Origin of the sequence: Pseudomonas sp. CROZ-RG-20F-R04-15 (assembly GCF_022662375.1) — a bacterium.
Classification (GTDB): Bacteria; Pseudomonadota; Gammaproteobacteria; order Pseudomonadales; family Pseudomonadaceae; genus Aquipseudomonas.
In genome coordinates, this window is the sequence record NZ_JAKNQL010000010.1 from 232,474 (window position 1) to 258,319 (window position 25,846).

At 59.4% G+C, this 25,846-nt stretch carries 26 protein-coding genes and 1 pseudogene; 10 read left to right on the plus strand and 17 right to left on the minus strand.

All coding sequences use genetic code 11. From position 1 onward, the window contains the following. Positions 1 to 4: 4 nt before the first annotated feature. From L8H52_RS17135 to exbB, 4 genes are all read right to left on the minus strand, one after another. Positions 5 to 934 (minus strand): hydrogen peroxide-inducible genes activator, encoded by a 930-nt coding sequence (locus tag L8H52_RS17135; RefSeq protein ID WP_007920331.1) that lies wholly within the window; start codon positions 932 to 934, stop codon positions 5 to 7. Positions 935 to 1,210: 276 nt separating this feature from the next. Beyond that, positions 1,211 to 1,957 carry an energy transducer TonB gene (locus L8H52_RS17140; protein WP_034152067.1) on the minus strand — a complete coding sequence of 249 codons (747 nt, stop codon included), beginning with the start codon at positions 1,955 to 1,957 and terminating at the stop codon, positions 1,211 to 1,213. Then, a complete protein-coding gene (exbD, locus tag L8H52_RS17145) occupies positions 1,954 to 2,382 on the minus strand; it encodes a TonB system transport protein ExbD (RefSeq protein WP_242207833.1) in 429 nt (142 codons plus the stop codon). Before exbD ends, L8H52_RS17140 begins: the two co-directional genes overlap by 4 nt. A gap of 6 nt (positions 2,383 to 2,388) precedes the next feature. Then, a complete protein-coding gene (gene exbB, locus L8H52_RS17150) occupies positions 2,389 to 3,342 on the minus strand; it encodes a tonB-system energizer ExbB (RefSeq protein ID WP_242207832.1) in 954 nt (317 codons plus the stop codon). 188 nt (positions 3,343 to 3,530) lie between these two features. On the opposite strand from exbB, the gene L8H52_RS17155 reads away from it, so the two are divergent. Next, positions 3,531 to 4,388, plus strand: coding sequence for an SDR family oxidoreductase (locus tag L8H52_RS17155; protein ID WP_242207831.1), 858 nt, complete (start codon positions 3,531 to 3,533; stop codon positions 4,386 to 4,388). Positions 4,389 to 4,528: 140 nt separating this feature from the next. On the opposite strand, the gene L8H52_RS17160 is transcribed toward L8H52_RS17155, so the two are convergent. The 6 genes from L8H52_RS17160 to L8H52_RS17185 all read right to left on the minus strand — a co-directional run bounded on the left by L8H52_RS17160 (position 4,529) and on the right by L8H52_RS17185 (position 9,833). After that, complete coding sequence (locus L8H52_RS17160; protein WP_242207830.1) at positions 4,529 to 5,269, minus strand: hypothetical protein; 741 nt, start codon at positions 5,267 to 5,269, stop codon at positions 4,529 to 4,531. A 67-nt stretch (positions 5,270 to 5,336) separates the two neighbouring features. Further along, positions 5,337 to 5,717, minus strand: coding sequence for a RidA family protein (locus tag L8H52_RS17165; protein WP_003229509.1), 381 nt, complete (start codon positions 5,715 to 5,717; stop codon positions 5,337 to 5,339). Positions 5,718 to 5,741: 24 nt separating this feature from the next. After that, entirely contained in the window at positions 5,742 to 7,847 is a 2,106-nt protein-coding gene (gene spoT, locus L8H52_RS17170) for a bifunctional GTP diphosphokinase/guanosine-3',5'-bis pyrophosphate 3'-pyrophosphohydrolase (protein ID WP_007920338.1), read from the minus strand. Positions 7,848 to 7,904: 57 nt separating this feature from the next. Beyond that, positions 7,905 to 8,168, minus strand: coding sequence for a DNA-directed RNA polymerase subunit omega (gene rpoZ / locus L8H52_RS17175; protein ID WP_242207829.1), 264 nt, complete (start codon positions 8,166 to 8,168; stop codon positions 7,905 to 7,907). 168 nt (positions 8,169 to 8,336) lie between these two features. Further along, positions 8,337 to 8,957 carry a guanylate kinase gene (gmk, locus tag L8H52_RS17180; RefSeq protein ID WP_242207828.1) on the minus strand — a complete coding sequence of 207 codons (621 nt, stop codon included), beginning with the start codon at positions 8,955 to 8,957 and terminating at the stop codon, positions 8,337 to 8,339. Positions 8,958 to 8,969: 12 nt separating this feature from the next. Beyond that, the gene (locus tag L8H52_RS17185) at positions 8,970 to 9,833 is read right to left on the minus strand and encodes a YicC/YloC family endoribonuclease (RefSeq protein ID WP_122842199.1); all 864 of its coding nucleotides are present in this window, start codon (positions 9,831 to 9,833) and stop codon (positions 8,970 to 8,972) included. A 270-nt stretch (positions 9,834 to 10,103) separates the two neighbouring features. Here L8H52_RS17185 and rph point away from each other — a divergent pair, with 270 nt between their 5' ends. The 3 genes from rph (at position 10,104) to gltS (ending at position 12,792) form a co-directional block, all read left to right on the plus strand. Then, positions 10,104 to 10,826 (plus strand): ribonuclease PH, encoded by a 723-nt coding sequence (gene rph, locus L8H52_RS17190; protein ID WP_090287527.1) that lies wholly within the window; start codon positions 10,104 to 10,106, stop codon positions 10,824 to 10,826. 28 nt (positions 10,827 to 10,854) lie between these two features. Further along, entirely contained in the window at positions 10,855 to 11,223 is a 369-nt protein-coding gene (locus L8H52_RS17195) for a DUF4870 domain-containing protein (protein WP_007920344.1), read from the plus strand. Positions 11,224 to 11,580: 357 nt separating this feature from the next. Then, positions 11,581 to 12,792, plus strand: coding sequence for a sodium/glutamate symporter (gene gltS, locus L8H52_RS17200; protein ID WP_242207827.1), 1,212 nt, complete (start codon positions 11,581 to 11,583; stop codon positions 12,790 to 12,792). Between the two features lie 78 nt (positions 12,793 to 12,870). Here gltS and L8H52_RS17205 read toward each other — a convergent pair whose 3' ends face one another. Next, positions 12,871 to 13,650 carry an exodeoxyribonuclease III gene (locus L8H52_RS17205; protein ID WP_007920349.1) on the minus strand — a complete coding sequence of 260 codons (780 nt, stop codon included), beginning with the start codon at positions 13,648 to 13,650 and terminating at the stop codon, positions 12,871 to 12,873. Positions 13,651 to 13,732: 82 nt separating this feature from the next. On the opposite strand from L8H52_RS17205, the gene pyrE reads away from it, so the two are divergent. Further along, a complete protein-coding gene (gene pyrE, locus L8H52_RS17210) occupies positions 13,733 to 14,377 on the plus strand; it encodes an orotate phosphoribosyltransferase (protein ID WP_008078597.1) in 645 nt (214 codons plus the stop codon). A 180-nt stretch (positions 14,378 to 14,557) separates the two neighbouring features. Here pyrE and argB read toward each other — a convergent pair whose 3' ends face one another. The 4 genes and pseudogenes from argB to coaBC form a co-directional block, all read right to left on the minus strand. Then, positions 14,558 to 15,463, minus strand: coding sequence for an acetylglutamate kinase (gene argB / locus L8H52_RS17215; RefSeq protein WP_007954443.1), 906 nt, complete (start codon positions 15,461 to 15,463; stop codon positions 14,558 to 14,560). Between the two features lie 17 nt (positions 15,464 to 15,480). Continuing rightward, positions 15,481 to 16,884, minus strand: a pseudogene (locus tag L8H52_RS17220) (phosphomannomutase/phosphoglucomutase); the annotation flags it as partial. Between the two features lie 291 nt (positions 16,885 to 17,175). Continuing rightward, positions 17,176 to 17,631, minus strand: a complete 456-nt coding sequence (gene dut / locus L8H52_RS17225; RefSeq protein WP_122594515.1) for a dUTP diphosphatase — start codon at positions 17,629 to 17,631, stop codon at positions 17,176 to 17,178. A 5-nt stretch (positions 17,632 to 17,636) separates the two neighbouring features. Next, on the minus strand, positions 17,637 to 18,845 hold the full coding sequence (gene coaBC / locus L8H52_RS17230; protein WP_007920365.1) for a bifunctional phosphopantothenoylcysteine decarboxylase/phosphopantothenate--cysteine ligase CoaBC: 1,209 nt from the start codon (positions 18,843 to 18,845) through the stop codon (positions 17,637 to 17,639). 134 nt (positions 18,846 to 18,979) lie between these two features. On the opposite strand from coaBC, the gene radC reads away from it, so the two are divergent. Next, the gene (gene radC, locus L8H52_RS17235) at positions 18,980 to 19,654 is read left to right on the plus strand and encodes a DNA repair protein RadC (RefSeq protein WP_016985817.1); all 675 of its coding nucleotides are present in this window, start codon (positions 18,980 to 18,982) and stop codon (positions 19,652 to 19,654) included. 135 nt (positions 19,655 to 19,789) lie between these two features. Here the strand turns inward: radC and L8H52_RS17240 are convergent, their stop codons facing one another. Next, a complete protein-coding gene (locus tag L8H52_RS17240) occupies positions 19,790 to 21,376 on the minus strand; it encodes an ABC transporter substrate-binding protein (protein WP_242207826.1) in 1,587 nt (528 codons plus the stop codon). Positions 21,377 to 21,824: 448 nt separating this feature from the next. On the opposite strand from L8H52_RS17240, the gene rpmB reads away from it, so the two are divergent. Together rpmB and rpmG are read left to right on the plus strand one after the other, a co-directional pair. Continuing rightward, positions 21,825 to 22,058 (plus strand): 50S ribosomal protein L28, encoded by a 234-nt coding sequence (gene rpmB, locus L8H52_RS17245; protein ID WP_007920377.1) that lies wholly within the window; start codon positions 21,825 to 21,827, stop codon positions 22,056 to 22,058. Between the two features lie 11 nt (positions 22,059 to 22,069). Further along, positions 22,070 to 22,225: a 50S ribosomal protein L33 gene (gene rpmG, locus L8H52_RS17250; protein ID WP_003177274.1), complete on the plus strand. Its 156-nt coding sequence runs from the start codon at positions 22,070 to 22,072 to the stop codon at positions 22,223 to 22,225. 180 nt (positions 22,226 to 22,405) lie between these two features. Here the strand turns inward: rpmG and L8H52_RS17255 are convergent, their stop codons facing one another. Then, on the minus strand, positions 22,406 to 22,768 hold the full coding sequence (locus L8H52_RS17255) for a cupin domain-containing protein (protein ID WP_242207825.1): 363 nt from the start codon (positions 22,766 to 22,768) through the stop codon (positions 22,406 to 22,408). A 239-nt stretch (positions 22,769 to 23,007) separates the two neighbouring features. Here L8H52_RS17255 and L8H52_RS17260 point away from each other — a divergent pair, with 239 nt between their 5' ends. Both L8H52_RS17260 and L8H52_RS17265 read left to right on the plus strand, forming a co-directional pair. Then, positions 23,008 to 24,501 carry an aldehyde dehydrogenase gene (locus L8H52_RS17260; RefSeq protein ID WP_242207824.1) on the plus strand — a complete coding sequence of 498 codons (1,494 nt, stop codon included), beginning with the start codon at positions 23,008 to 23,010 and terminating at the stop codon, positions 24,499 to 24,501. A 191-nt stretch (positions 24,502 to 24,692) separates the two neighbouring features. Then, positions 24,693 to 25,838: an MFS transporter gene (locus tag L8H52_RS17265; RefSeq protein WP_242207823.1), complete on the plus strand. Its 1,146-nt coding sequence runs from the start codon at positions 24,693 to 24,695 to the stop codon at positions 25,836 to 25,838. Positions 25,839 to 25,846 lie beyond the last annotated feature (8 nt).

Below are 25,846 nucleotides of genomic sequence, written 5' to 3' on the forward strand. Positions count from 1 at the left end.
TCGCTTAACCGGCCGTAACCGGTGCCGCTGGCTTGGCCACCGAACACAGGCGAATGGAGTCGGCGAGGATCTCGATGGCTTTCGGCCGTGGGAAGCTCGCGCGCCAGGCAATGGCCACGGTGCGGAACGGCACCGGCGGCGACAGTGGGCGCACTTCGATCACGCCCGGGGCGTAGTGATGGCTGTCGACCGCCGACAACGGCAGGATCGAGATGCCCAGACCGGACGCGACCATGTGGCGGATGGTTTCCAGCGAGCTGGATTCGACCGTGGTGTGCTTGGCGCCGTCGTTGCCCTTGGTCAGAGTCGGGCAGGCTTCAAGCACCTGATCGCGGAAGCAGTGGCCTTCGCCGAGCAGCAGCAGGCTCTTGTCGTTGAGCAGGCCGGCGTCGATGGTCTCTTTTTGCGTCCACGGGTGCTGCGCCGGCATCAAGACGTAGAACGGCTCGTCGTAGAGCGGCAGGGTCAGCACGTCGGCTTCGTTGAACGGCAGGGCGATGATGATCGCGTCGAGTTCGCCGTTGCGCAGTTTGTCGCGCAGCACGTGGGTGAAGTTTTCTTCGATGTACAACGGCATCTGCGGGGCGACCCGGTGCAGTTGCGGAATCAGATGCGGGAACAGGTACGGGCCGACGGTGTAGATCGCACCGACTTTCAACGGCGCGGTCAGCTGATTCTTGCCGGCCTGGGCCAGTTCGCGGATGCCTTGTGCTTGCTCCAGAACCTTCTGCGCCTGGGCGACGATGCCTTCGCCGACCGGGGTCAGGCGCACGGCGCTTTTGCTGCGCTCGAAAATCAGCACACCGAGTTCGTCTTCAAGCTTTTTCACGCCCACCGACAGGGTCGGCTGGCTGACGTGGCAACGTTCGGCGGCGTGGCCGAAATGCTGCTCTTGGGCGAGGGTAACGATGTAGCGTAATTCTGTGAGGGTCATAGCAAGCGTCCATGAAGATGCGGGCCAAGCATACCGGCTGCAATCGATAGACGCACGTTATCAGACTGAGCGCCCAATGCGACACCGGGCAATCTCGGTTTGCCGCAGGCAGATACGTAAAAGGCACCTTTCGGTGCCTTTATCTCGGTCTAACGTTCAACACATAACCACTGTGGGAGCGAGCCTGCTCGCGAAAGCGGTGGGTCAGACAAGCATGGGCTGACTGACACGACCTCTTCGCGAGCAAGCTCGCTCCCACAGGTATTGCGGTGTTCCTTAACGGCGGCGTTCGAGGGAATAAACAAACGGCGCAACAATTTCGATCGAGCCGTTGTTGAGCATGTCGGCCGGTGGCTTGGGCAGCGGCTGCGCGCGGCGGATCATTTCCAGGGTAGCCCGGTCCAGATCGGCGTTGCCGGAGCGGCCCACCAGTTCGAACGACAGTACATTACCTTCGCCATCCACTACGAAACGCAGGCGGTTCAAGCCTTCTTTACCGCGCGCCTGAGCACTGGCCGGGTACTTTTTGTACTTGGCCAAGTGCGCGAGCAGGGTGCCTTGCCAACTGGCCTTGGCAGCCATCTGAGCAGGCGACGGACCCGGTGCAGGCTGGGCGGATTTCTCCGTCGGCGCCTGAGTCGGTTGCGTGTCGGCCGGTTTCTCCTCGGAAGGTTTTTCCTTCGGTGGATCGGGCAGCTTCTTCTCTACCGGCTTCGGCGGTTTAGGCTTGGGCTTCGGCTTGGGTTTCTGCACCGCGATTTCAGCTTTCGGTGCTTCGGCCAGCTTCGGAATCGGCAACTCTTCAACCGGAGCCGGTGGCTGCGGCGGTGTGACGACTTTCGGCGGAGCAGGCGGTGGCGGGGCCGGAACCGGGGCCAGCTCGACCATCATTGCCTGCGGCGGCAATTCGATGGGCGGGCGGGCGGTCCAGTTCAGCGCCAGCGCGATGGCCAGCGCATGAACGCCCAGCACCACGGCCAGGCTACCGCTGTAACGCGTCAGCTTATGGCGCGTCGTGATCATTTCTTGGCTGCCGTCTCAAGTCCGACCAGACCGACCTTCAGGTAACCGGCGCCGCGCAGCTTGTCCATCACGCTCATCAGGTCGCCGTAATCCACACCTTTGTCGGCCTGGAAGAAGATAGTGGTGTCTTTCTTGCCCTGAGTCTTGGCGTCGAGGAAGGCGCCGAGGGTTTCGGGCTTCACTTCGTCTTCACCAATGAACAGGCGCTGATCAGCTTTTACGCTAAGGAACACCGGTTTCTCTGGCCGCGGCGCCGGTTTGGCGGTCGAGGCAGGCAGGTCGACTTTGATATCCACAGTGGCCAACGGAGCGGCCACCATAAAGATGATCAACAGCACCAGCATCACGTCGATGAACGGCGTGACGTTGATTTCGTGGTTCTCGGCCAGATCGTCGTCTGCGCCTTCTTTCAAATGCAGGCCCATGGCCGATTACCCCACTTTGACCATGTGCGGCTGCGAGCTGCGCTCAGGCTGGTGATCGAGGTCACGGCTGACCAGCAGCAGGACTTCTGCCGAGGCATCGGAAACCTGCGCCTTGTAACCGGCGATGGAGCGGGCGAAGACGTTGTAGATCACAACGGCTGGAATCGCGGCAACCAGGCCCAGTGCGGTGGCCAGCAGCGCTTCAGCAATGCCGGGCGCGACGACAGCAAGGTTGGTGGTCTGGGTTTTGGCGATGCCGATGAAGGAATTCATGATGCCCCACACGGTACCGAACAGGCCGACAAACGGCGCGGTGGAACCGATGGTGGCGAGGACGCCAGTGCCGCTGCTCATGTTGCGACCGCAGGCGGCAACCAGACGCTCGAGACGGAAGCTGACGCGCTCCTTGATGCCTTCCTTCTCGCGGCTGTTGACCGACAGGCGCATCTCTTCGAGCGCGTCGTGCACCAGCAGGTTGGCGAGGGTGCCTTCCTTGCCGGCCGTGGCGCTGGCTTCTTTCAGGGTGGTGGCTTTTTTCAGAGCGGCGATTTCGCCACGCAGACGACGCTTGGCGCCCATCAACTCGAAGCCTTTGGCGATCCAGATGGTCCAGGTGATGATCGAAGCGATGGCCAGACCGATCATCACGATTTTCACGATGATGTCGGCGTTCTGGTACATGCCCCACGGCGACAGGTCGTGGGCCATGCCCAGGCTGTTGTCGGCTTCGAGAACTTCAGGGACATCGGCAGCGTCAACTGCTTGCACTGGATCGGTAGCGGCCGGGGCAGCCGGAGCGGCGGCTGGTGCGCTTTGCTCGGTGGCGGCTGGCGTTGCAGGTGCCTGGGCATCGGCGAAAGCAGCAGTCGGTGCCAGCATCAGGCTGAGCAACAGAGCCGCCACCGCGCTAAAAACGCGAGGTCGTTTGGTTGGCGAAGCGGGGATTTGATTACGTGTCATGCTGGCCGGACCTGAGATAGAAAAACGGTGATGCTCTACCAGGCCTCGTAAGGCCGAGAACAAAAGTGGCGTGCATTATTGCAAGTAATTCTTGTTAACAAAAGTAATAGAGTATCTTTTTTTCCTTCATTGCTAGCCGTTCGTCCTGTGCCAGAGCTAGTCTGTGCCTTTCCGATAGGAGTTTTTTGATGTCCGCGCCTTCTGTTTTGATTGCCGGTTGTGGTGATGTCGGCAGTCGTCTGGCCAAGCAATTGCTGGCGGCTGGCTGGGAAGTTCACGGCCTGCGCCGGGATGTTTCGAAGCTGCCTGCTGGAGTGATCGGCGTTGCCGGCGACCTGTTCAATGAAGACTGCCCGGCGACCTGGCCGGTGGGTGCCGTGGACTATCTGGTGTATTGCGCCGCCGCCACTGATCACGATGAGGCCGGTTATCGCGCGGCTTATGTGCAGGGTTTGCAGAATGTCCTGAGCTGGCTGGACGACTATGGGCAGGTGCCTGAGCGGCTGATCTTTGTTTCCAGCAGCAGCGTTTATGGGCAGCAGGAGGGTGAGTGGGTCGATGAGAGCTCAGAGACCATCGCTGCCGGATACTCCGGGCGGTTGATGCTGGAGGCTGAGCAGGTGGCGCTTAATAGTGGCATTCCCGCGAGCATCCTGCGTCTGACTGGCATCTACGGCCCGGGCCGCGAATGGCTGTTGACTCAAGTGCGTCGCGGTTATCGCGTGGCGGTCGAACCGCCGCTGTATGGCAATCGGATTCATGCTGACGATGCGGCCGGGTTGCTGGCATTCCTGTTGGAGAAGGCTCGGCAGGGCGTGAATCTGGAAGATTTCTACATCGGCGTCGACGATGCACCGGCGCCATTGGCGGAAGTTGTGGGCTGGTTACGCGAGTATCTGGGCGTTACCGAATGGTCTGAAGATGCCAGTGTGCGGCGCACCGGCAGCAAGCGCTGCAGCAATGGCCGGGCGAAAGCGTTGGGCTGGACGCCAACGTACCCAAGTTACCGCGAAGGTTATGCCGCCATTTTAGAAGGGCGCTGCTGACTTCCAAACACCACAAAACTAATGTGGGAGCGAGCTTGCTCGCGAAGAGGGCTTAACATCCAACATCTCTGTTGGCTGTTGCACCGCATTCGCGAGCAAGCTCGCTCCCACATTTGATCTTCAGCGGTTTCAGAAGCGGTTTACTGTTTTTCCAGCAACCACTTGCGCTCACCTGCGGTGAACTGCGGTTGTTCGTCCGCTTGAGCGGAGTTCACCGCTTGCAGGATTTCCAGCTCTTTGCCCTTGCGCACAAAGATCCAGTTATTGCCCTGACCGTTCTGCTGCAACCACATGCTGTCATTGGTGCTGCTCATCGATGCGCAATCGCCCGCCAGGCACAAGGCGTAACGGTCGGCCCCCGGCAATCCGGAAACCTGGCCGTCAGCCTGGAACTGCACGGTGCCGCCTTCGCCCTGACCACTGGCGATTGTCCAGCTGCCGCCCATGTAGGCGGAATACAGCGCGCGCTCGAAACTGGCGCCAATCGGTGCGCCTTCCGGCACCGGAATCTGTGCGCGGTCGAACACCTGCTCGGGTTCGTTGTCGCTGGCGGCTTGCTGTAGTTGCCCGCCATCGCGTTTCAGCTCACTGGCGGAGCTGCCATAGAAGTCGACTTTCCAGGCGCCGGATTTCTCACCCAGCAGCCGTCCTTCGACGTTCTCAAATCCGTTGGTGTAGCGGGCCTGACTGGCCTTGGTGTTGACGTCCCACTCAAGGTTCGGGCCGTAAGCCTGAAGCGCTTCGCGCAGGGGGCCGCCCTTGGCTGCGGCATCGATCGCCACCTGGTTGATCCAGGTGCCGCTGATGTCACGGTCGGCAGGGTTGCTGGCGCAGCCGCCGAGGAAAATGGCGAGCAGCGGGAGAGCTAGCGCTTTGCGCATGGTGGAATCCTTTCAAAACCTTTTCTTGCAGCAGTCGGCGCGGCGGTTGAAGGCCGCGCCGTGCGCATCACTCGATGACCAGAATGGCATCCATTTCAACCTGCGAACCCTTTGGCAGGGCAGCCACGCCGATGGCGGCGCGAGCCGGGTACGGCTGGTCGAAGTATTTGCCCATGATCTCGTTGACCTTGGCGAAGTGGCTCAGGTCGGTGAGGAAAATGTTCAGTTTGACGATGTCCTTGAACGAACCGCCAGCGGCTTCGGCCACGGCTTTGAGGTTCTCGAACACCTGGACGGTCTGGGCTTCGAAGCCTTCAACCAGTTCCATGGTTTTTGGGTCCAGAGGAATCTGACCCGACATGTAAACGGTGTTGCCGGCCTTGATCGCCTGGGAGTAAGTGCCGATGGCGGCCGGGGCCTTGTCGCTGGTGATAACAGTCTTGGTCATGTATGACTCCTTGTAATGGTTGAGTTATGCACGCATGCGGGTGATGCGGATCACCCCGGTCAGGGCGCGCAGCTTCTTGATCACACGGGCCAGGTGCACACGGTCGTGAACGCTGACCACCAACTGGACCACGCTGATGCGACCATCGCGTTCGTCCATGCTGATTTTCTCGATATTGCCGTCGGCGGCGTTGACGCTGCTGGCCAGCAGAGCGATCAGGCCGCGCTGGTGTTCCAGCTCGACGCGCAGTTCGACGTTGAATTCGCCGGTGACATCCTTGGCCCACGAGAGCTGGATGCATTTTTCCGGGTTGTGCCGGATTTCGCTGATGTTGCGGCAGTTGTCCAGGTGCACGACCATGCCTTTGCCTGCCGACAGGTGCCCGACAATCGGGTCGCCCGGGATCGGCGTGCAGCATTTGGCGTAGCTCAGCACCAGACCTTCGGTACCGCGAATCGCCAGCGGGCCTTCCGGGCTTGGCAGCTGTTCGCCTTCGCCGAGCAGCCGTCGGGCAACGACGTAAGCCATGCGGTTGCCGAGGCCAATGTCTTCGAGCAAGTCTTCGATCAGTTCGAGGCGGTACTCGGTGAGCATCGCCTTGACGCGTTCGGCCGGGATCTTCTCCAGCGAACTGTCGAAACCGTTGAGGACTTTGTTCAGCAGGCGTTCGCCGAGGCTGATGGACTCGGAGCGACGTTGCAGTTTCAGCGCATGGCGGATGTGCGTGCGCGCCTTGCCGGTGACCACGAAATTGAGCCACGCCGGGTTCGGCCGTGCGCCGGGGGCGCTGACAATCTCGACCGTGGAGCCGCTTTGCAGCGGTTCGGACAGCGGTGCGAGACGACGGTTGATCCGGCAGGCGATGCAGCTGTTGCCGACGTCGGTGTGTACCGCGTAAGCAAAGTCGACCGCCGTGGAGCCTTTCGGCAGCTCCATGATCCGGCCTTTTGGCGTGAACACATAGACCTCGTCCGGGAACAGGTCGATTTTCACGCTCTCGATGAATTCCAGCGAGTTGCCGGCGCGTTGCTGCATTTCCAGCACGCCTTTGACCCACTGACGGGCGCGGGCGTGAGTGCCTTTCGGCTGCTCGTCACCGCTGGATTTGTACAGCCAATGGGCGGCGATGCCGTTGTTGGCCATCTCTTCCATTTCGCGGGTACGGATCTGGATCTCGATCGGTACGCCGTGCATGCCGAACAGCGTGGTGTGCAGCGACTGATAGCCGTTGGCCTTGGGGATCGCGATGTAATCCTTGAAGCGCCCCGGCAACGGCTTGTACAAATTATGAACAGCGCCCAGCACGCGGTAGCAGGTATCGACCTTGTCGACGATGATCCGGAACGCATAGACGTCCATGATCTCGTTGAAGGCCCGACGCTTGCCGCGCATTTTCTTGTAGATGCCGTAGAGGTGTTTCTGGCGACCGCTGACTTCGCCCTGGATGCCGTCGATGGCGAGACAATGGCCAAGGGATTCTTCGATCTTGTTGACGATTTCCTTGCGGTTGCCCCGGGCGCGTTTGACCGCCTGGTAGATCCGCGCGGAACGCATCGGGTGCATGGCCTTGAAACCGAGGTCTTCGAATTCGATGCGGATCGCATGCATGCCCAGCCGGTTGGCGATGGGCGCATAGATTTCGAGGGTTTCCTTGGCGATCCGGCGGCGTTTTTCGCCGGACAGCACTTCCAGCGTGCGCATGTTGTGCAGGCGGTCGGCAAGCTTGACCAGGATCACGCGAATGTCGCGCGCCATGGCCATGGCCATTTTCTGGAAGTTTTCAGCCTGGGCTTCGGCCTTGGTCTCGAAATTCATCTGGGTCAGTTTGCTGACCCCGTCGACCAGTTCGGCCACGGTTTCACCGAACTGCGCTTGCAGCGCTTCTTTGGCGATACCGGTGTCTTCGATCACGTCATGCAGCATCGCGGCCATCAGGCTCTGATGATCCATGTGCATGTCGGCAAGAATATTGGCCACGGCAAGAGGATGCGTGACGTACGCCTCGCCACTGCGACGGCGTTGACCGTCATGGGCTTGTTCGGCGTAGAAATACGCTCGGCGGACCAGGTTGACCTGGTCGTTGCCGAGGTAGGTCGATAAGCGATCGGCGAGGGCGTCTATGCTCGGCATGATGATTCCTGCCGTAAGCTGTGATCCCGCGCCGTGCTACGTCGACCAGGCATAGGCTTAGACGGCCTCGTTGGACTCGTCCTCGAACGCTGCGAACAGCGGCTCTTCGTGGACAATTTCCTGCTCGGCGATGAACTCGTAGCTCATCAGGCCTTCAGCGATTTCACGCAGGGCGACAACGGTCGGCTTGTCGTTTTCCCACTGAACCAGTGGCTCTTTGCCGCCGGTGGCCAGTTGACGGGCACGTTTGGTAGAGAGCATGACCAGCTCAAAACGGTTTTCCACGTGGTTCAGGCAGTCTTCAACGGTTACGCGGGCCATGGTATTCCTCGGAGCGAATGCAATATGCGCGCTGCCCGGTTGGGCGAGCGGACTCAACAGTTTAAAAAATCACCAGCGATTAGGGAAGCGCTGATTTTTTAACCAAGCCCTTCAACGCGCTGCAAGCACCAATGTAAAGCGCTTGCAGCGGTTTTGGGAAGTGCTGATTTAACCCAGCAACTCAGCCAGCAATTTGCCGAAACGCTGCTGTTGGCGTTTCTGTTGCAGCTGATTGGCGCGGAAAATCGCCTTCAGGTCATCCAGCGCGTGGGCGAAATCGTCGTTGATGATCAGGTAGTCGTAGTCGACGTAGTGGCTCATTTCGCTGACCGCTTCACGCATGCGCCCGTCGATGATTTCGTCGCTGTCCTGGCCACGGTTGGTCAGACGCTGATGCAGCGCCTGCAACGATGGCGGCAGGATGAAGATCGAACGTGCCTGCGGCATCAATTTGCGCACTTGCTCGGCGCCTTGCCAGTCGATTTCCAGAATCAGGTCGTGGCCGGCGTCGAGGGTTTGCTGCAGGTGGCTTTGCGAAGTGCCGTAGAGGTTGCCGAACACTTCGGCGCGCTCGAGGAAATCGCCATGCTCGCCCATTTTCACGAACGCTTCGCGTGAGACGAAGTGATAGTTCACGCCGTCCACTTCACCCGGTCGCATGGCGCGGGTGGTGTGTGAGACCGAAACGCGGATTTCCGCGTCGGCGTCGGTCAAAGCCTTGACCAGACTGCTCTTGCCCGCGCCGGATGGCGCGGAAATGATGTACAGGGTGCCGGTGCTGTGGGTCATGTCGGGGTAGCCTTACTCAATATTCTGCACTTGTTCGCGCATCTGCTCGATCAACACCTTGAGGTTGACGGCGGCCTGGGTGCTGCGCGGGTCGAAGGCTTTGGAGCCCAGTGTGTTGGCTTCGCGGTTGAGCTCCTGCATCAGGAAGTCGAGGCGGCGTCCGGCTGCTCCGCCGGACTTGAGCACCCGGCGCACTTCGATGATGTGGGTGCTCAGGCGGTCCAGTTCTTCAGCCACGTCGCTCTTTTGCGCGAGCATGACCATTTCCTGTTCGAGGCGTTGCGGATCCAGTTCGGCCTTCATGTCGGTAAAGCGGTCGAGGACCTTCTGACGCTGAGTGGCGAGCATTTGCGGCACCAGTTCACGCAGGGTCACGACGTCTTCTTCGATGGATGTCAGGCGCTCGTTGATCAAGCGTGCCAGCTCCGCGCCTTCGCGCTCGCGGCCGGCCTTCAACTCTTTCAAGCCTTGATTGAACAGGGCCAGTGCGTCGGCATTCAGTGCCTGCGGGTCGCTCGCATCACCGACCAGGACGCCAGGCCAGGCCAGCACCTCGAGCGGGTTCAGTGCGGCAGGATTCTTGATCAGGCCGGCAACGGTCTCGGCCGCAGCAACCAACTGCGCGGCGCGCTCGCGATCGACTTGCAGGGTTTTGCCGGTGCTTTCTTCGGTGAAACGCAGGGTGCATTCCAGTTTGCCTCGCGACAGGCCTTGACGCAGCGCTTCACGCACCGCGCCTTCGAGGTCGCGAAACGACTCCGGCAGGCGCAGGTGCGGTTCCAGATAGCGGCTGTTGACCGAGCGCAGTTCCCAGCTCAGTGTGCCCTGGGCGCCGGCTTTTTCGACGCGGGCGAAGGCGGTCATGCTGTGCACCATGGCGGTGACCTCGCAATGCAGATCGGCGCAGCAGGGATGTTCCGCAGGCTCGATATCAATGAATTTAAGCCGACTGGCAGCAAAGGCGCAGGATTGTAGCGCAGTGCGGCGAATGCGCCCAAACACACGGTGTGACAAAGGGCTGCAGCCCGTCGGTAATGGGTGTTTCAGGGGCTTCGGTCGTCGCCCCGATTTTTTAGCGAGTGCCCAGGCGCGGTGCAGCGCTCTATAATGCTCGGCAGTTTTCCGTCCTCAGTACAGGTATCTCCTATGAAACGTCCAAGTGGTCGCGCTGCCGATCAGCTCCGCTCGATCCGCATTACCCGCAACTACACCAAGCACGCCGAAGGTTCGGTGCTGGTCGAATTCGGTGATACCAAAGTCATCTGCACCGTCAGCGTCGAGAACGGCGTACCGCGTTTCCTCAAAGGCCAGGGCCAAGGTTGGTTGACTGCCGAATACGGCATGCTGCCGCGCGCCACCGGCGAGCGTAACCAGCGTGAAGCGAGCCGTGGCAAGCAGGGCGGTCGCACTCTGGAAATCCAGCGGCTGATCGGCCGTTCCCTGCGCGCGGCGCTGGACATGTCCAAACTGGGTGATGTCACTCTGTATGTCGACTGCGATGTGATTCAGGCTGATGGCGGTACTCGTACCGCTTCGATCACCGGTGCCATGGTTGCGCTGGTTGATGCACTGAAAGTGATCAAGAAGCGCGGCGGCCTGAAAGGCGGCGATCCGCTCAAGCAAATGATCGGTGCGGTATCGGTCGGCATGTATCAGGGCGAGGCCGTGCTGGATCTGGACTATCTTGAAGATTCCGCCGCCGAGACTGATCTCAACGTGGTGATGACCAGCACCGGTGGTTTCATCGAGGTGCAGGGCACCGCCGAAGGCGCGCCGTTCCAGCCTGAAGACCTCAACGCCATGCTGGAACTGGCCAAAAAAGGCATGAACGAAATCTTTGAACTGCAAAAGGCTGCACTGGCCGACTGAGCAGGTTCATAACCGCAAGGAGGACGCGATGAGTGACGAGCAAGAGTTGCTGCCCAAGCCGAGCCAAGAGGTTCGCCAGTGGGCGATGTTTTGTCACTTGTCCGCCTTGCTGGGGATCTGGATTCCGTTCGGTAATCTGATCGGACCATTGATTCTCTGGCAGATGAAGCGCGAGACAGATCCGTTCATCGATGCTCAAGGCAAGGAGGCGTTGAATTTTCAGATCACCGTCGCCATTGCTTCGTTGATCTGTTTCCTGCTGATGGTGCTGATCATCGGGTTCTTTCTATTGGGCATACTGGCTATCGGCGCGCTGGTTTTGACGATCATCGCCGGTGTGAAGGCCAATGAAGGTTTTCCTTACCGATATCCGTTTACCTGGCGGCTGATCAAATAAGACGCTCGAAAAGTTTTAAAACAAATGCCCTGACCTGTCAGGGCATTTTATTAATGCAACAAAATTAATCGCTATTATGGGTAGGATTAATCTGATCGCGATGATCGGTCGATGCTCTTTCTGTATATACACTTTTAGTCACAACTGCGTCGGCTTAGTTCGGATTCATAGCCTTGGAATCAAAGGCGGCGATTGTTAAAGTTGCTCGGATAATATTTCTCCTGAAATATTAAGATATATTCAAGCCATCGAAGGCTCTTGAATTTCCGAGTAATCAGTGTTGAGACAATCAGCCGGTTCATGAGGCGCGTGCAGGTAAATAGCTCGCCTCTGAATATATAGCCAAGAATAATCCCAATGATTCAGCTCGATTTTTACGGAACACTTGTGGCCGCCTCCTTAGTACTTCTGCTGGGGCGCGGGCTCGTTATGCGTGTAGGTTTCATGCGCAGTTACAATATTCCAGAACCTGTCGCGGGTGGCTTGGTAGTTGCCTTGCTTTTGTTGCTGCTGCGGACGTTCGATATTGAAATTCGTTTCGATACTTCCCTGCAGACACCATTGATGTTGGCCTTTTTTGCCACCATCGGTCTGAGTGCAGACTTTGCCAGCCTGAAGAAAGGTGGCCGCATAGTGGGGATATTTCTCCTGGCGGTGACCGGGCTGTTGGTGGTGCAGAATGCCATGGGTATCGGCCTGGCGAAAATGCTCGGGCTGGACCCGTTGATGGGGCTGTTGACCGGATCGATCACACTGGCGGGCGGTCACGGCACCGGTGCCGCGTGGGGCACGGTATTCAGTGAGAAGTACGGTCTGGCATCTGCGTCGGAGCTGGCGATGGCTTCCGCGACGTTTGGCCTGGTGCTGGGTGGTTTGATCGGCGGACCAGTCGCGCGCTTGCTCATCAAGCGAGTGCAGGTGCCCGGTTGTCAGAGTCCGGATGCACCGCCGCGGTTGCCGAAAGGCTTCGAGCAACCAAACAAAGAACGCTCGATTACCCCGTTTTCGTTTATAGAAACACTCGCCCTGATCGCGGTCAGTTTGCTGGCGGGCAATCTGTTGAACGGCCTGCTGCAGGGGACCGCATTCGAGTTGCCGACGTTTGTTTGTGTCCTGTTTGTTGGCGTGGTGTTGCGCAACGGGCTCTCGGCGCTGGGCCTGTATCAGGTGTTCGAGCGTGAAGTGTCGGTGCTGGGCAATGTCAGCTTGTCGCTGTTTCTGGCGATTGCCCTGATGTCGCTCAAGTTATGGGATCTGGCCGCACTGGCGTTGCCGATTTTCATCATTCTGGCTGTACAGGCGCTGGTCATGGCGTTGTTCGCGATTTTCGTGACATTCCGGATGATGGGGCGCAACTACGACGCGGCCGTGCTGGCGGCAGGGCACTGCGGTTTTGGCCTGGGTGCCACGCCGACTGCCATTGCCAACATGCAGGCGGTGACGCAGCGCTACGGCCCCTCGCAGATTGCGTTTCTGGTGGTGCCGATGGTCGGGGCGTTCTTCATCGACATCATCAATGTCATCGTGATCAAGCTGTATCTGGCCTTGCCGTTCTTCGCGGCTGTCTGAATTCGAGCCTGCCGGGACGTGACGCATAAAAAATGCCCGTATCTTGCGATACGGGCATTTTTTACTTCGAAAAGGCGCTTAGATGGTCAGCGTCCAGTCGTAGTCGACGATCAGCGGTGCGTGCTGCGAGAACCGTGGCTGACGTGGCAGGCGTGCGCTGCGTACAAAGCGTCGCAAGCCCGGGGTCAGGATCTGGTAGTCGAAACGCCAGCCCAGATTGAGCATCTCGGCCTGCTCGTTGTCTGGCCACCAGCTGTACTGGTCGCCTTCGCGGCTGACTTCGCGCAGGGCATCGACATAGCCCATGTTGCCGACAATCTCGTCCATCCAGGCGCGTTCTGGCGCCAGGAAGCCCGGGGATTGCTGGCTGTCGCGCCAGTTCTTGATGTCGAGCTTTTGCTGCGCCACGTACAGCGAGCCACAATAAATGTACTCGCGACGTTTGCGTCGCTGCTTGTCCAGGTACTTGCCGAAGTCGTCCATGAGCTTGAACTTCTGGTTCAAGTCCTCATCGCCGTTCATCCCCGAAGGAAGCAGCAAGGTGGCAATACTGACTTTGTCGAAATCTGCTTGCAGGTAGCGCCCGTAGCGGTCGGCCGTCTCGAAACCGAGACCGCTGATGACAGCCTTCGGTTGCAACCGCGAATACAAAGCCACGCCACCTTGGGCAGGGACTTCAGCATCGCAGGCATAAAGGAAGTAGCCATCCAGTTGGAAGGCTGGGTCATCCAGTTCAAAGGCGGAGGCACGGGTGTCCTGCAGGCAGATGACGTCGGCATTCTGTGCTTGCAGCCAACTGAGCAAACCACGCTCGACTGCAGCCTGAATACCATTGACGTTCACACTGATGATCCGCATAAATGGCCCCAAAAATCGCGTGCGTGTATGATACACGGCGTCAAGCTAATTAGCTAAATCCGTGGTATTTGGGGTTTTTTTCATGCAAGCGTATCAGCGCGATTTCATTCGTTTTGCCATCGATCGCGGCGTTTTGCGCTTCGGTGAGTTCACCCTGAAGTCCGGGCGCACCAGTCCTTACTTCTTCAATGCCGGCCTGTTCAACTCGGGTTCGGCCCTGGCGCAGCTGGGGCGTTTCTACGCGGCAGCCATCGCTGAGAGCGGCATTCCTTTCGACGTTCTGTTCGGCCCGGCCTACAAAGGCATCCCGTTGGCGGCGACCACCGCTGTGGCACTGGCCGAGCATCACGACCGTGATCTGCCATGGTGCTTCAACCGCAAGGAAGCCAAGGCCCACGGCGAAGGCGGCAGCCTGGTCGGCGCGCCACTGACTGGCGATGTGCTGATCATTGATGACGTGATCACGGCCGGTACGGCAATCCGCGAAGTGATGCAGATCATCGCTTCCCAGGACGGTGCCAAGGCTGCGGGCGTGCTGATTGCGCTGAACCGTCAGGAGCGTGGCAACGGTGAGTTGTCGGCCATTCAGGAAGTCGAGCGTGATTTCGGTATCCCGGTGATCAGCATTGTTTCGCTGAACCAGGTGCTGGAATTCCTTGCCGATGATCCGCAGCTCAAGCAGCACCTGCCAGCCGTGGAAGCCTACCGCGCGCAGTTCGGCGTCTGACACACCTTCCCAAGGAGCTGCCGCAGGCTGCGATCTTTTGATTTTAGCATTTGAGAGCAAGATCAGAAGATCGCAGCCTTCGGCAGCTCCTACACAGAAGGGGTGCAGATTCTGAGGTTGCCGGCAAAAAAAGACCCCGCTCAGCCAGGCTGAGCGGGGTTTTTTTGTTTACGCCAGTGCTTATGGGCGCTTGCGGTTGCTGATCAGCGTACCCACACCGGTGTCGGTGAAGATTTCCAGCAGGATCGCGTTCGGTACACGACCGTCGATGATCAACGAGCTGCCCACGCCGCCCTGAACCGCTTCCAGCGCGCAACGGATCTTCGGCAGCATGCCGCCGTAGATGGTGCCGTCGGCGATCAGATCGTCGACTTGCTGCGTGCTCAAGCCGGTCAATACGGTGCCCGACTTGTCCATCAGGCCGGCGATGTTGGTCAGCAACATCAGCTTCTCGGCTTTCAGTGCCTCGGCGACTTTACCGGCCACCAGATCGGCGTTGATGTTGTACGACTCTCCGTTCTCACCGACGCCGATCGGCGCAATCACCGGGATGAAATTGCCTTTGACCAGCAGGTTCAGCAGTTCGGTGTTGATGCCGACTACTTCGCCAACGTGGCCGATGTCGATGATTTCCGGCTGGGTCATCTCCGGGGTCTGGCGGGTCACCGTGAGCTTCTTCGCGCGAATCAGCCCGGCGTCTTTGCCGGTCAGGCCGATGGCGCTGCCACCGTGGCGGTTGATCAGGTTGACGATGCTCTTGTTGACCTGGCCGCCGAGGACCATTTCCACCACGTCCATGGTCGCAGCGTCGGTGACGCGCATGCCATCGACGAAGTGGCTTTCGATCGACAGGCGCTTGAGCAGATCACCGATCTGCGGGCCGCCACCGTGCACGACCACCGGGTTGATGCCGACGGCTTTCATCAGCACGATGTCGCGGGCGAAGCCGGTTTTCAGCTCCTCGCTTTCCATCGCGTTGCCGCCGTATTTGATCACCAGGGTCTTGCCGACATAGCGTCGGATGTAAGGCAGCGCTTCGGACAGGACCTTGGCAGTGTTGGCGGCGGCATCGCGTTCGAGGGTCATTCAGGGCTCCGGGTGGATCAGAACGGTAGTTGGAGATCAGGTGCAACGCGTTTCAATTGGGCGTGGAACACGTCCTTGATGCGCTGTAATTCAGCCTCGTCATCGGCCTCGAAGCGCAGCACCAGCACCGGTGTGGTGTTGGATGCGCGCACCAGGCCCCAGCCTTTGGCGTAGTCGACTCGCACGCCGTCGATGGTGGTCAGGTCAGCGCCTGCGCCCCACTGTGCGTCATGCAGTGCATCAATGATGCTGAATTTGCTCTCTTCGGTCACATGGATATTGATTTCCGGCGTAGAAATATCATTCGGGAAGGTCGCAAACAGCTCTTCCGCAGTGGATTTTTCCTTGCTGAGGATCTCCAGCAGTCGTGCGGCGCTGTAGATGCCGTCGTCGAAACCGAACCAGCGCTCCTTGAAGAAGATGTGCCCGCTCATTTCCCCGGCCAACAGCGCGCCGGATTGTTTCATTTTCTTTTTGATCAACGAATGACCGGTCTTCCACATTAGCGGTCGGCCGCCGTATTCCTTGATCAGCGGCACCAGACGACGGGTGCATTTGACGTCGAAGATGATTTCCGCGTCCGGATTACGCGCCACGACGTCACGGGCGAACAGCATCAGCAGGCGATCGGGGTAGACGATGCTGCCGGTGTTGGTCACCACGCCGACACGGTCGCCGTCACCGTCGAACGCCAGGCCAATGTCGGCGTTGGTTTCCTTGACCTTGGCGATCAGGTCGACGAGGTTTTCAGGCTTGCCCGGGTCCGGGTGGTGGTTCGGGAAGTTGCCGTCGACGTCGCAGAACAGCGGGATGACTTCGCAGTTCAGCGCTTCGATCAGTTGCGGAGCGATCACACCTGCCGCGCCGTTGCCGCAGTCGACCACGACTTTCATGCGCCGCGCCAGTTTGATGTCCTGGACGATTTCGGTGTTGTAGCGGTCGAGGATTTCGACTTGGGTGACGCTGCCCGTGCCGCTGCTCAGGTTGTTGCTCTTGAGGCGCTCGTGCAGGGCCTGAATCTGTTCGTTGGCGAGGGTGTCGCCGGCGATGACGATCTTGAAGCCGTTGTAGTTCGACGGATTGTGGCTGCCGGTGAGCATGACCCCGGACTTGCCCGCCAGGACGTTGGCGGCGTAGTACAGCGCCGGCGTCGGCACCAGACCGACATCGCTGACGTGGCAGCCGCTCTCGGCAATACCGCGAATCAGCTCTGCAACCAGCTCCGGGCCGGACAGTCGACCGTCACGACCGACGGACACGTTCGGCTCACCTTGCGCCAGGCTCTGCGAGCCTATGGCGCGGCCGATCCAGTAGGCGGTTTCGGCATTGAGGAATTCCGGCACGGTGCCGCGAATGTCATAGGCGCGGAAAATGCTGTCGGGCAGCGTCGGGGCAATCTTGGCTGGGGTGCTCATCTACGGAAATGCTCCATCTCGAAAGTGGCGGGACAGACCGACGAATCGTTCGACGGCAGGCTCAAACTGAAGGGTATGACGGCGTTTTCCACAGAGAGTTCGTGGTGTGAAAGGGCCATGACGCCTCGCCTGGCGTGGCTTTCGGCCGGCAAAACCTTGATTTTCGGTGTTAAAACCTGTCGCTGAAACTGCACAAATTTACCCTGTAGGAACTGCCGAAGGCTGCGATCTTTTGATCTTGATCTTGAAAATAAAAAGATCGCAGCCTGCGGCAGCTCCTACAGGATATTCATCTGATTACTTGGTGCCGGTGTGGCCAAATCCGCCGGTGCCGCGTTCGGTTTCGACGAACTCTTCGACCATTTCGAAGTGCGCCTGCACCACCGGTACCAGCACCAGTTGCGCCAGACGTTCGCCGACGGTCATGGTGAAATCGCTCTGGCCACGGTTCCAGCAGGACACCATTAGCGGGCCCTGGTAATCGGAGTCGATCAAACCGACGAGATTGCCCAGCACGATGCCGTGCTTATGGCCCATGCCCGAGCGCGGCAGGATCAGTGCGGCGAGGTTCGGGTCACCGATGTAGACCGACAGACCGGTGGGGATCAGCACGGTTTCACCCGGTTTGATCACGATGTCCTGATCCAGCATGGCGCGCAGGTCGAGGCCGGCGGAGCCCGGGGTGGCGTATTGCGGCAGCGGGAATTCAGTACCGATTCGTGGGTCGAGGATCTTGGCTTGCAAAGCGTGCATGTAAATTAAACCTGGTTCAGACGTTCGGCGATAAAAGTGACCAGTTGGCGAGCGATCTTGCTCTTGCTGGTCTGGGCGAAAACCGTGGCGTGCAGCGCACGGTCAATCACGCTGCAGGCGTTTTCTTCGCTGTTGAAACCGATGCTCGGGTTGGCGACGTCGTTGGCGACGATCAAATCGAGATTCTTGTCCTTCAGCTTGCGTGCAGCGTAGTCGAGCAGGTGTTCGGTCTCGGCGGCAAAGCCGACACTGAACGGACGGTCGGGACGGGTCGCGATGGTGGCCAGAATGTCTGGATTGCGCACCATTTGCAGGACGAAGCCGTCGCCGCTCGTAGGGTCTTTCTTCAATTTCTGCGGGGCAACGACTTCCGGGCGGTAGTCCGCTACGGCTGCCGAGGCGATGAACACGTCGCACGGGATCGCCGATTCGCAAGCCGCGAGCATGTCGCGGGCACTGACTACGTCGATGCGCGTGACGCGATCTGGCGTTGGCAGGTGCACTGGGCCGCTGATCAGGGTCACGCGGGCGCCGGCCTCAACCGCAGCTTCGGCGAGGGCGAAGCCCATTTTGCCGGAGCTGTGGTTGGTGATGTAGCGCACCGGGTCGATGTTTTCCTGGGTCGGGCCGGCAGTAATCACCACGTGCTTGCCGGTCAGTGCCTGGCGCTGGAAGCAGTCCGCCGCGCATTGCGCCAGATCGGTGGCTTCCATCATGCGGCCCATGCCGACGTCGCCGCAGGCCTGACTGCCAGATGCCGGGCCGAAGGTCTTCAGCCCACGGCTTTCCAGGAGTTGCAGGTTGGCCTGGGTCGCCGGGTCGCGCCACATCGCCTGATTCATCGCCGGAGCAACGGCGACGACAGCGTCGGTGGCCAGCACCAAGGTGGTCAGCAAATCGTTGGCGATGCCTTGAGCCAGACGGGCGATCAGGTCGGCGGTGGCCGGGGCGATCAGCACCAGATCGGCCCACTTGGCCAGCTCGATGTGGCCCATTGCGGCTTCTGCGGCCGGGTCGAGCAAGTCGAGGTGCACCGGGTGGCCGGACAAGGCCTGCATGGTCAGCGGGGTGATGAACTCGGCGCCGCCATGGGTCATGACCACGCGCACTTCGGCGCCCTGGTCGATCAGGCGACGAACCAGATCAGCGCTCTTGTAGGCCGCGATGCCGCCGCCGACGCCCAGAACGATGCGTTTCCGATACAGCCGCTGCATAGGTCTGCCTTTCATTTCGTTGATGACTGCGGTGCGATGCCCCCTCCCCAGGGTTGAATCGACCACAAAAAAGATGGGCTACGATATCACAGCGACCGCTACGGAACAGCGGCGCCCACAGACAGGGAATGTGTATGAGTATTCGCGATTGGCCTGCGGCGGAACGGCCGCGGGAAAGGTTGTTGGAACACGGTGCAGCGAGCCTTTCGGACGCTGAGTTATTGGCCATTTTTCTGCGTACCGGATTGCCCGGAATAAGCGCTGTCGACCTGGCGCGCAATCTGTTGACTCAATTCGGTAGCCTGCGTTTGCTGCTTGAGGCCGATCAGGACGCATTCAGCAAACAATTGGGGCTCGGGCCGGCAAAGTTTGCGCAACTGCAAGCTGCTCAGGAAATGAACAGGCGACATCTGGCTGAGAAATCACGGCAGAAACCCGCCCTGGAAAACCCTCAGGTCGTTCGCGATTATCTGAAATCGATGCTGCGTCACGAACCGCATGAGGTGTTTGGTTGCCTGTTTCTCGACTCCAAACATCAAGTATTGACCTTCGAGATACTGTTTCGCGGCTCCATCGACAACACCAGCGTGCATCCCCGCGAGGTGGTTAAACGATGTTTGGCCAATAACGCGGCGGCGCTGATCCTGTGCCACAACCATCCATCGGGGAATACCGACCCCAGTCAGGCAGATCGGCTGCTGACCAAGCGTCTGCAAAAGGCGCTGGAGCTGATTGATGTGCGGGTTCTGGATCACTTCATTGTCGGCGATGGTGAGCCGCTGTCGATGGCGGAGTGCGGCTGGATGTAGTTCTCAGGGACAAACGCTAAACCTCTGTGGGAGCGAGCCTGCTCGCGAAGGCGGTGTGTCAGTCAGCACTTTTGTTACTGACGGACCGCTTTCGCGAGCAGGCTCGCTCCCACATTGGGAACTATGCAGGCAAGGTTATTTGAGGTTGACCTTGGAATAGTCCTGCCGGCCAAACGGGCTTACCGAGTAACCCTGCACATCCTTACGCGTCAGCGCGTAGGCAGTCGGGTGCGCCAGTGGCAGCCACAACGCCTGCTGCTGAATCTGCGCCTGCGCCTGCTCGTACAATTTGGTGCGCACACCTTGTTCGCTGGTGGTCTTGCCGGCGCTGATCAGCTTGTCCAGATCGGCATTGCAGTATCGCGCGAAGTTGGTGCCCGACTTGACCGCGGCGCAGGAAAACTGCGGCGTGAGGAAGTTGTCCGGGTCGCCATTATCGCCGGCCCAACCCATGAACAGCAGATCATGCTCGCCGGCCTTGGCGCGGCGAATCAGCTCGCCCCACTCGATCACACGGATTTCCGCCTGAATGCCGATTTCCGCCAGATCCGACTGCAACATCTGTGCGCCCAGGCTCGGATTCGGATTGAGCAGGCTGCCTGACGGACGCGTCCAGATGGTGGTCTGGAAGCCGTCCTTCAAACCGGCCTTGGCCAGCAGCGCCTTGGCTTTGGCGACATCGTGCGGATACCCCGGCAGGTTCTTCGCGTAACTCCAGGTGTTTGGCGGGTAAGGGCCGTTGGCGGCTTCAGCGGTGTCTTCGAACACAGCCTTGATGTAGTTGGCCTTGTCGAAGGCGAGGTTGATCGCCTGACGCACTTCCGGCTTGTCCAGCGGCGGATGCTGACTGTTGATGCCGACGAATGCGGTCATGAACGCGTCAGTCTTTTCGACTTTCAGTGTCGGCTCTTTCAATGCGGCCTGTACGTCGAGAGGCTTCGGCGACAGGGCGATCTGGCATTCGTTACGTCGCAGCTTTTGCAGGCGCACGTTGGCATCCGGGGTGATGGCGAAGATCAACGGATCCACCGCAGGCTTGCCACCGAAGTAGTCCGGGTTGGCCTTGTAACGGATCGCCGCGTCTTTCTGGAAGCGGTTGAACACGAACGGGCCAGTGCCGATCGGCTGGCTGTTGAGCTTGTCCGTCGCCCCGGCCTTCATCAGCTTGTCGGCGTATTCGGCGGAGTAGATCGAGGCGAAGCCCATGCTCAAGGTCGCCAGGAACGTAGAGTCCGGGTGATCAAGGGTGAAGCGCACGGTCAGCGGATCAAGTGCGTCGATCTTCTTGATCAGTGCCGGTAACTGCATCGACTGGGCATGGGGGAAGCCACTCTGCGCGACCTTGTGCCATGGGTTGGCGGGGTCGAGCATGCGGTCGAAGCTGAATTTGACGTCTTCGGCGGTCAGCTCGCGGCTCGGCTTGAAGTACTCGGTCGTGTGAAATTTCACCTGCGGGTGCAGTTTGAACACGTAAGTCAGGCCATCGGTGCTGACTTCCCAGCTGTCGGCCAGGCTCGGCACGACTTTGCCGCTGGCGGTGTCGAAGTCCACCAGACGGTTCATCAGCACATCAGCCGAAGCGTTGGTGGTAGTCAGCGAGTTGTATTGCACCACGTCGAACCCTTCCGGGCTGGCCTCGGTACAGACGCTCAGCGCGGCGGCCTCGGCCAGAGGGCTCAGCAGGAGCGGGGCGAGCAACAGGGGTAGGGCAGCGAGGCGCATGGTCGGTTTCCTTTTACAGATCGAAGGCCCATCTGCAAGTGCAGTCTGGAAAAGGCCTACCCTAGAGGGCTGGATTACAAATGACTATCCCCTTTTTGTATTTTCGGGGCACAGTGATGGCAGTTTTTCAGACCACGGCGTCACGTTAAAAGTCGGAAACGCCTGCTCAGGCGATTTTCTGCGACGAGTGGTAAAAATCGATGGCAGCCTTTATCCAAGGCGTTCGCGGGCTGAAAAAGCGCCTTTTTGTGGATTGATTGCACACCGAATGTTGTTGCACCCCAGTCTTTCTGGTATAAAGCAGCGCTCTTTTCTAGGGGCCCGGTTCCTTCACTGTAGGTGTAGCCGGTAAGACCTCTAAAGAAACGCGGCGCCTGGCGCCAAATGACTGAGAGATTAAGCGGCCAACCCATGCCGGGTTGGGCATGTGGTTTTAGAGGGCTGAGGCATGTCGAGAGTATGTCAAGTTACCGGTAAGGGTCCGGTGACTGGGAATAACATTTCCCACGCAAACAACAAAACCCGTCGTCGTTTCCTGCCGAACCTGCAGCATCACCGCTTCTGGGTTGAAGAAGAGAAACGTTTTGTGCGTCTGCGCGTATCTGCCAAAGGCATGCGTATCATCGACAAGCGTGGCATCACTGTCGTGCTCGCCGAACTTCGCCGCGATGGCAAGATTTAAGGGAGTTAATCATGCGTGAATTGATTCGTTTGATCTCGAGCGCCGGTACTGGTCACTTCTACACTACCGACAAGAACAAGCGTACTACCCCGGACAAAATCGAGATCAAGAAATATGATCCGGTTGTTCGCAAGCACGTGATCTACAAGGAAGGCAAAATCAAGTAATTGATTTTTCCCGACTTACGAAAAAGGCCCGTATCTCACGATACGGGCCTTTTTTGTTGCCTTCAGATTTGCATCGCCTGTCCGGGCCTCTTCGCGAGCAGGCTCACTCCTACATTGGAATGCGGTCACCTGTAGGAGTGAGCCTGCTCGCGATAGGGCCGGATCAGCCAGCGAAAATCCTCAAGCTTTCTGTTCGAAGATCACATAGATCTTGCGGCAAGCCTCCAGCACTTCCCAAGTGCCACGAAACCCCGCCGGAATCACAAACCGGTCGCCCACACGCAGGGTCTTGGCATTGCCATCGCCATCGCGCAACACCGAAACCCCCTGCAAAATCTCGCAATACTCATGCTCGGTGTAATTCACCGTCCATTGCCCCACCGCACCTTCCCACACGCCGACGCCCATCTGCCCACAAGGGCTTTCGTACTGATGGAACACCGCTTGCTCAGGATCGCCCTTCAGCACTTTGGCCGGGTCCGGGCGATAGCGTTCGGCTTCGCTGCTGGTCAGGCTGATGTCGACGACGTTCTGGATGTTCATTGTTGTTATCCCCCGTGAATACGGCGCGATTGGCTGGAAAGGGCCAAAGTCTATGTTGATTAAAATCAACACCGCAAGGCCGTAGGACCACCTTATGTCAAATATATTGAAACAACCCCGGCCGCTGGTTTAGGGTGGCGGGTGCCTCTGGCCGAAAAACCGGCTGGCCGGGCAGAATTCCTGAGGACGCTGGCGAAGATCGCGCGGCGCTCGTATTCAACAAGCGGAGGACACTCGAAATGACCACCCTGACTCGTGCCGATTGGGAACAACGCGCCCGCGACCTGAAGATCGAAGGCCGCGCCTACCTTGATGGCGAATACACCGACGCCGTCTCCGGCGAGACCTTCGAGTGCATCAGCCCGGTCGATGGCCGTCTGCTTGGCAAGATCGCCAGCTGTGACGCCGCCGACGCTCAGCGCGCTGTGGAAAACGCCCGCGCCACCTTCAATTCCGGCGTCTGGTCGCGCCTGGCGCCGACCAAACGCAAAGCCACCATGATTCGTTTTGCCGGCCTGCTGAAACAGCACGCCGAAGAATTGGCTCTGCTCGAAACCCTCGACATGGGCAAGCCGATCAGCGATTCGCTGTACATCGACGTGCCGGGCGCGGCACAAGCGCTGAGCTGGAGCGGTGAAGCGATCGACAAGATCTACGACGAAGTCGCTGCCACGCCGCACGATCAACTGGGTCTGGTGACCCGCGAGCCGGTGGGCGTGGTCGGCGCCATCGTGCCGTGGAACTTCCCGCTGATGATGGCCTGCTGGAAGCTCGGCCCGGCGCTGTCGACCGGTAACTCTGTGATCCTCAAACCGTCGGAAAAATCCCCGCTGACCGCCATCCGCATCGCCTCGCTGGCCGTTGAAGCCGGCATTCCGAAAGGCGTGCTCAACGTGCTGCCCGGCTACGGTCACACCGTCGGCAAGGCGTTGGCCCTGCACAACGATGTCGACACGCTGGTGTTCACCGGTTCGACCAAGATCGCCAAGCAACTGATGATCTACTCCGGCGAATCGAACATGAAACGCGTCTGGCTGGAAGCCGGTGGCAAGAGCCCGAACATCGTCTTTGCCGATGCGCCGGATCTGCAAGCGGCTGCCGAATCGGCTGCCAGTGCCATCGCCTTCAACCAGGGCGAAGTCTGCACCGCCGGTTCGCGTCTGTTGGTCGAGCGTTCGATCAAGGACACATTCCTGCCGATGGTGATCGAGGCGTTGAAAGCCTGGAAGCCGGGCAACCCGCTGGATCCTGCCACCAACGTTGGTGCACTGGTCGACACCCAACAGATGAACACCGTGCTGTCGTACATCGAGTCCGGCCACAGCGATGGCGCCAAACTGGTCGCTGGCGGCAAGCGCATTCTGCAGGAAACCGGTGGCACTTACGTTGAGCCGACGATTTTCGACGGCGTGAGCAACGCGATGAAGATCGCTCAGGAAGAGATCTTCGGCCCAGTGCTGTCGGTCATCGCCTTCGATACTGCCGAGGAAGCTATCCAGATCGCCAACGACACGCCCTACGGTCTGGCCGCTGCGGTCTGGACCCAGGACATCTCCAAGGCGCACCTGACCGCCAAAGCGCTGCGCGCCGGTAGCGTGTGGGTTAACCAGTACGACGGCGGCGACATGACCGCGCCATTTGGTGGCTTCAAGCAGTCGGGCAACGGTCGCGACAAGTCGCTGCACGCGTTCGACAAGTACACCGAACTGAAGGCGACGTGGATCAAGCTGTAAGCCGTTAGGAGGGGCTGTTCGCAAGAGCAGATCCTCCAGACGAGGCAGATCCCTGTGGGAGCGAGCTTGCTCGCGAAAGCGGTGTATCAGTCAGCCCATGTGCTGAATGTGAAACCGCTTTCGCGAGCAGGCTCGCTCCCACATTTGCTTGATGTGGCCTTTAAAAATAATTATCCACAGGAGCGTGGAACATGCGTTGGGCGACGTATTTCGCCGTGTTGGCGTCTGTCTTGAGTGTCGGTCTGGCCCTGGGGGTCAGCATGCCGTTGGTGTCGTTGCGTCTTGAGGGTTGGGGTTACGGTTCCTTCGCCATTGGTGTAATGGCAGCGATGCCGGCGATTGGCGTGTTGTTGGGCGCGAAGATTTCCAGCCATTTGGCGGCGCGCTTCGGCACGGCGAACCTGATGCGCCTGTGCCTGTGGGCCGGGGCGCTATCGATCGGCCTGCTGGCGTTGTTGCCAAGTTATCCGGTCTGGCTGGTGCTGCGTCTGATGATCGGGGTGATCCTGACCATCGTGTTCATCCTCGGCGAGAGCTGGATCAATCAACTGGTGGTCGAACACTGGCGCGGCCGCCTTGTGGCGCTGTATGGCAGCAGCTATGCATTGAGCCAGCTGTCGGGGCCGTTGCTGTTGGGCGCGCTGGGCACCGAGCATGATTACGGCTTTTGGGTCGGTGTCGGTTTGCTGCTGGTTTCACCGTTGCTGTTAATCGGTCGCAGCGGTGCGCCGAGCAGTGAAGCCAGCAGCGTGACATTCCGCGATCTTTGGGGATTCGCGCGCGAGCTGCCGGCAATTGCCTGGGCGGTGTCGTTGTTTGCCGCGTTCGAGGCAATGATCCTGACGTTGCTGCCGGTGTATTGCCTGCAACAGGGTTTCACCGCTGAAATCGCCTTGGCTATGGTCAGCACCGTGGTGGTCGGTGATGCGCTGCTGCAATTGCCGATCGGCGCGTTGGCGGATTACCTGTCGCGGCGTACGTTGTTCGCCGGGTGTGCGGTGGTATTGATGCTGTCGAGCCTGGCGATCCCGCTGCTGCTCGATACGCTGCTGATCTGGCCGCTTTGGGTGTTGTTCGGGGCGAGTGCCGGTGGCTTGTTCACCTTGTCGCTGATTCTGATTGGCGAGCGTTATCGTGACGATGCACTGGTGCGGGCGAATGCTCACATTGCGCAGTTGTGGGGTGTCGGTTGTCTGGTCGGGCCGCTTGCGGCGGGGGCAGGCAGTCAGTGGATCAACGGACACGCGTTGCCGCTGCTGATGGCGATCGGCGCGTTTGGCTTGGTGATTCTGCTTTTGCGCCAAGGAGCATTCGGCCCAGTAAGCGAGCCTGCGTAGATCTTTTG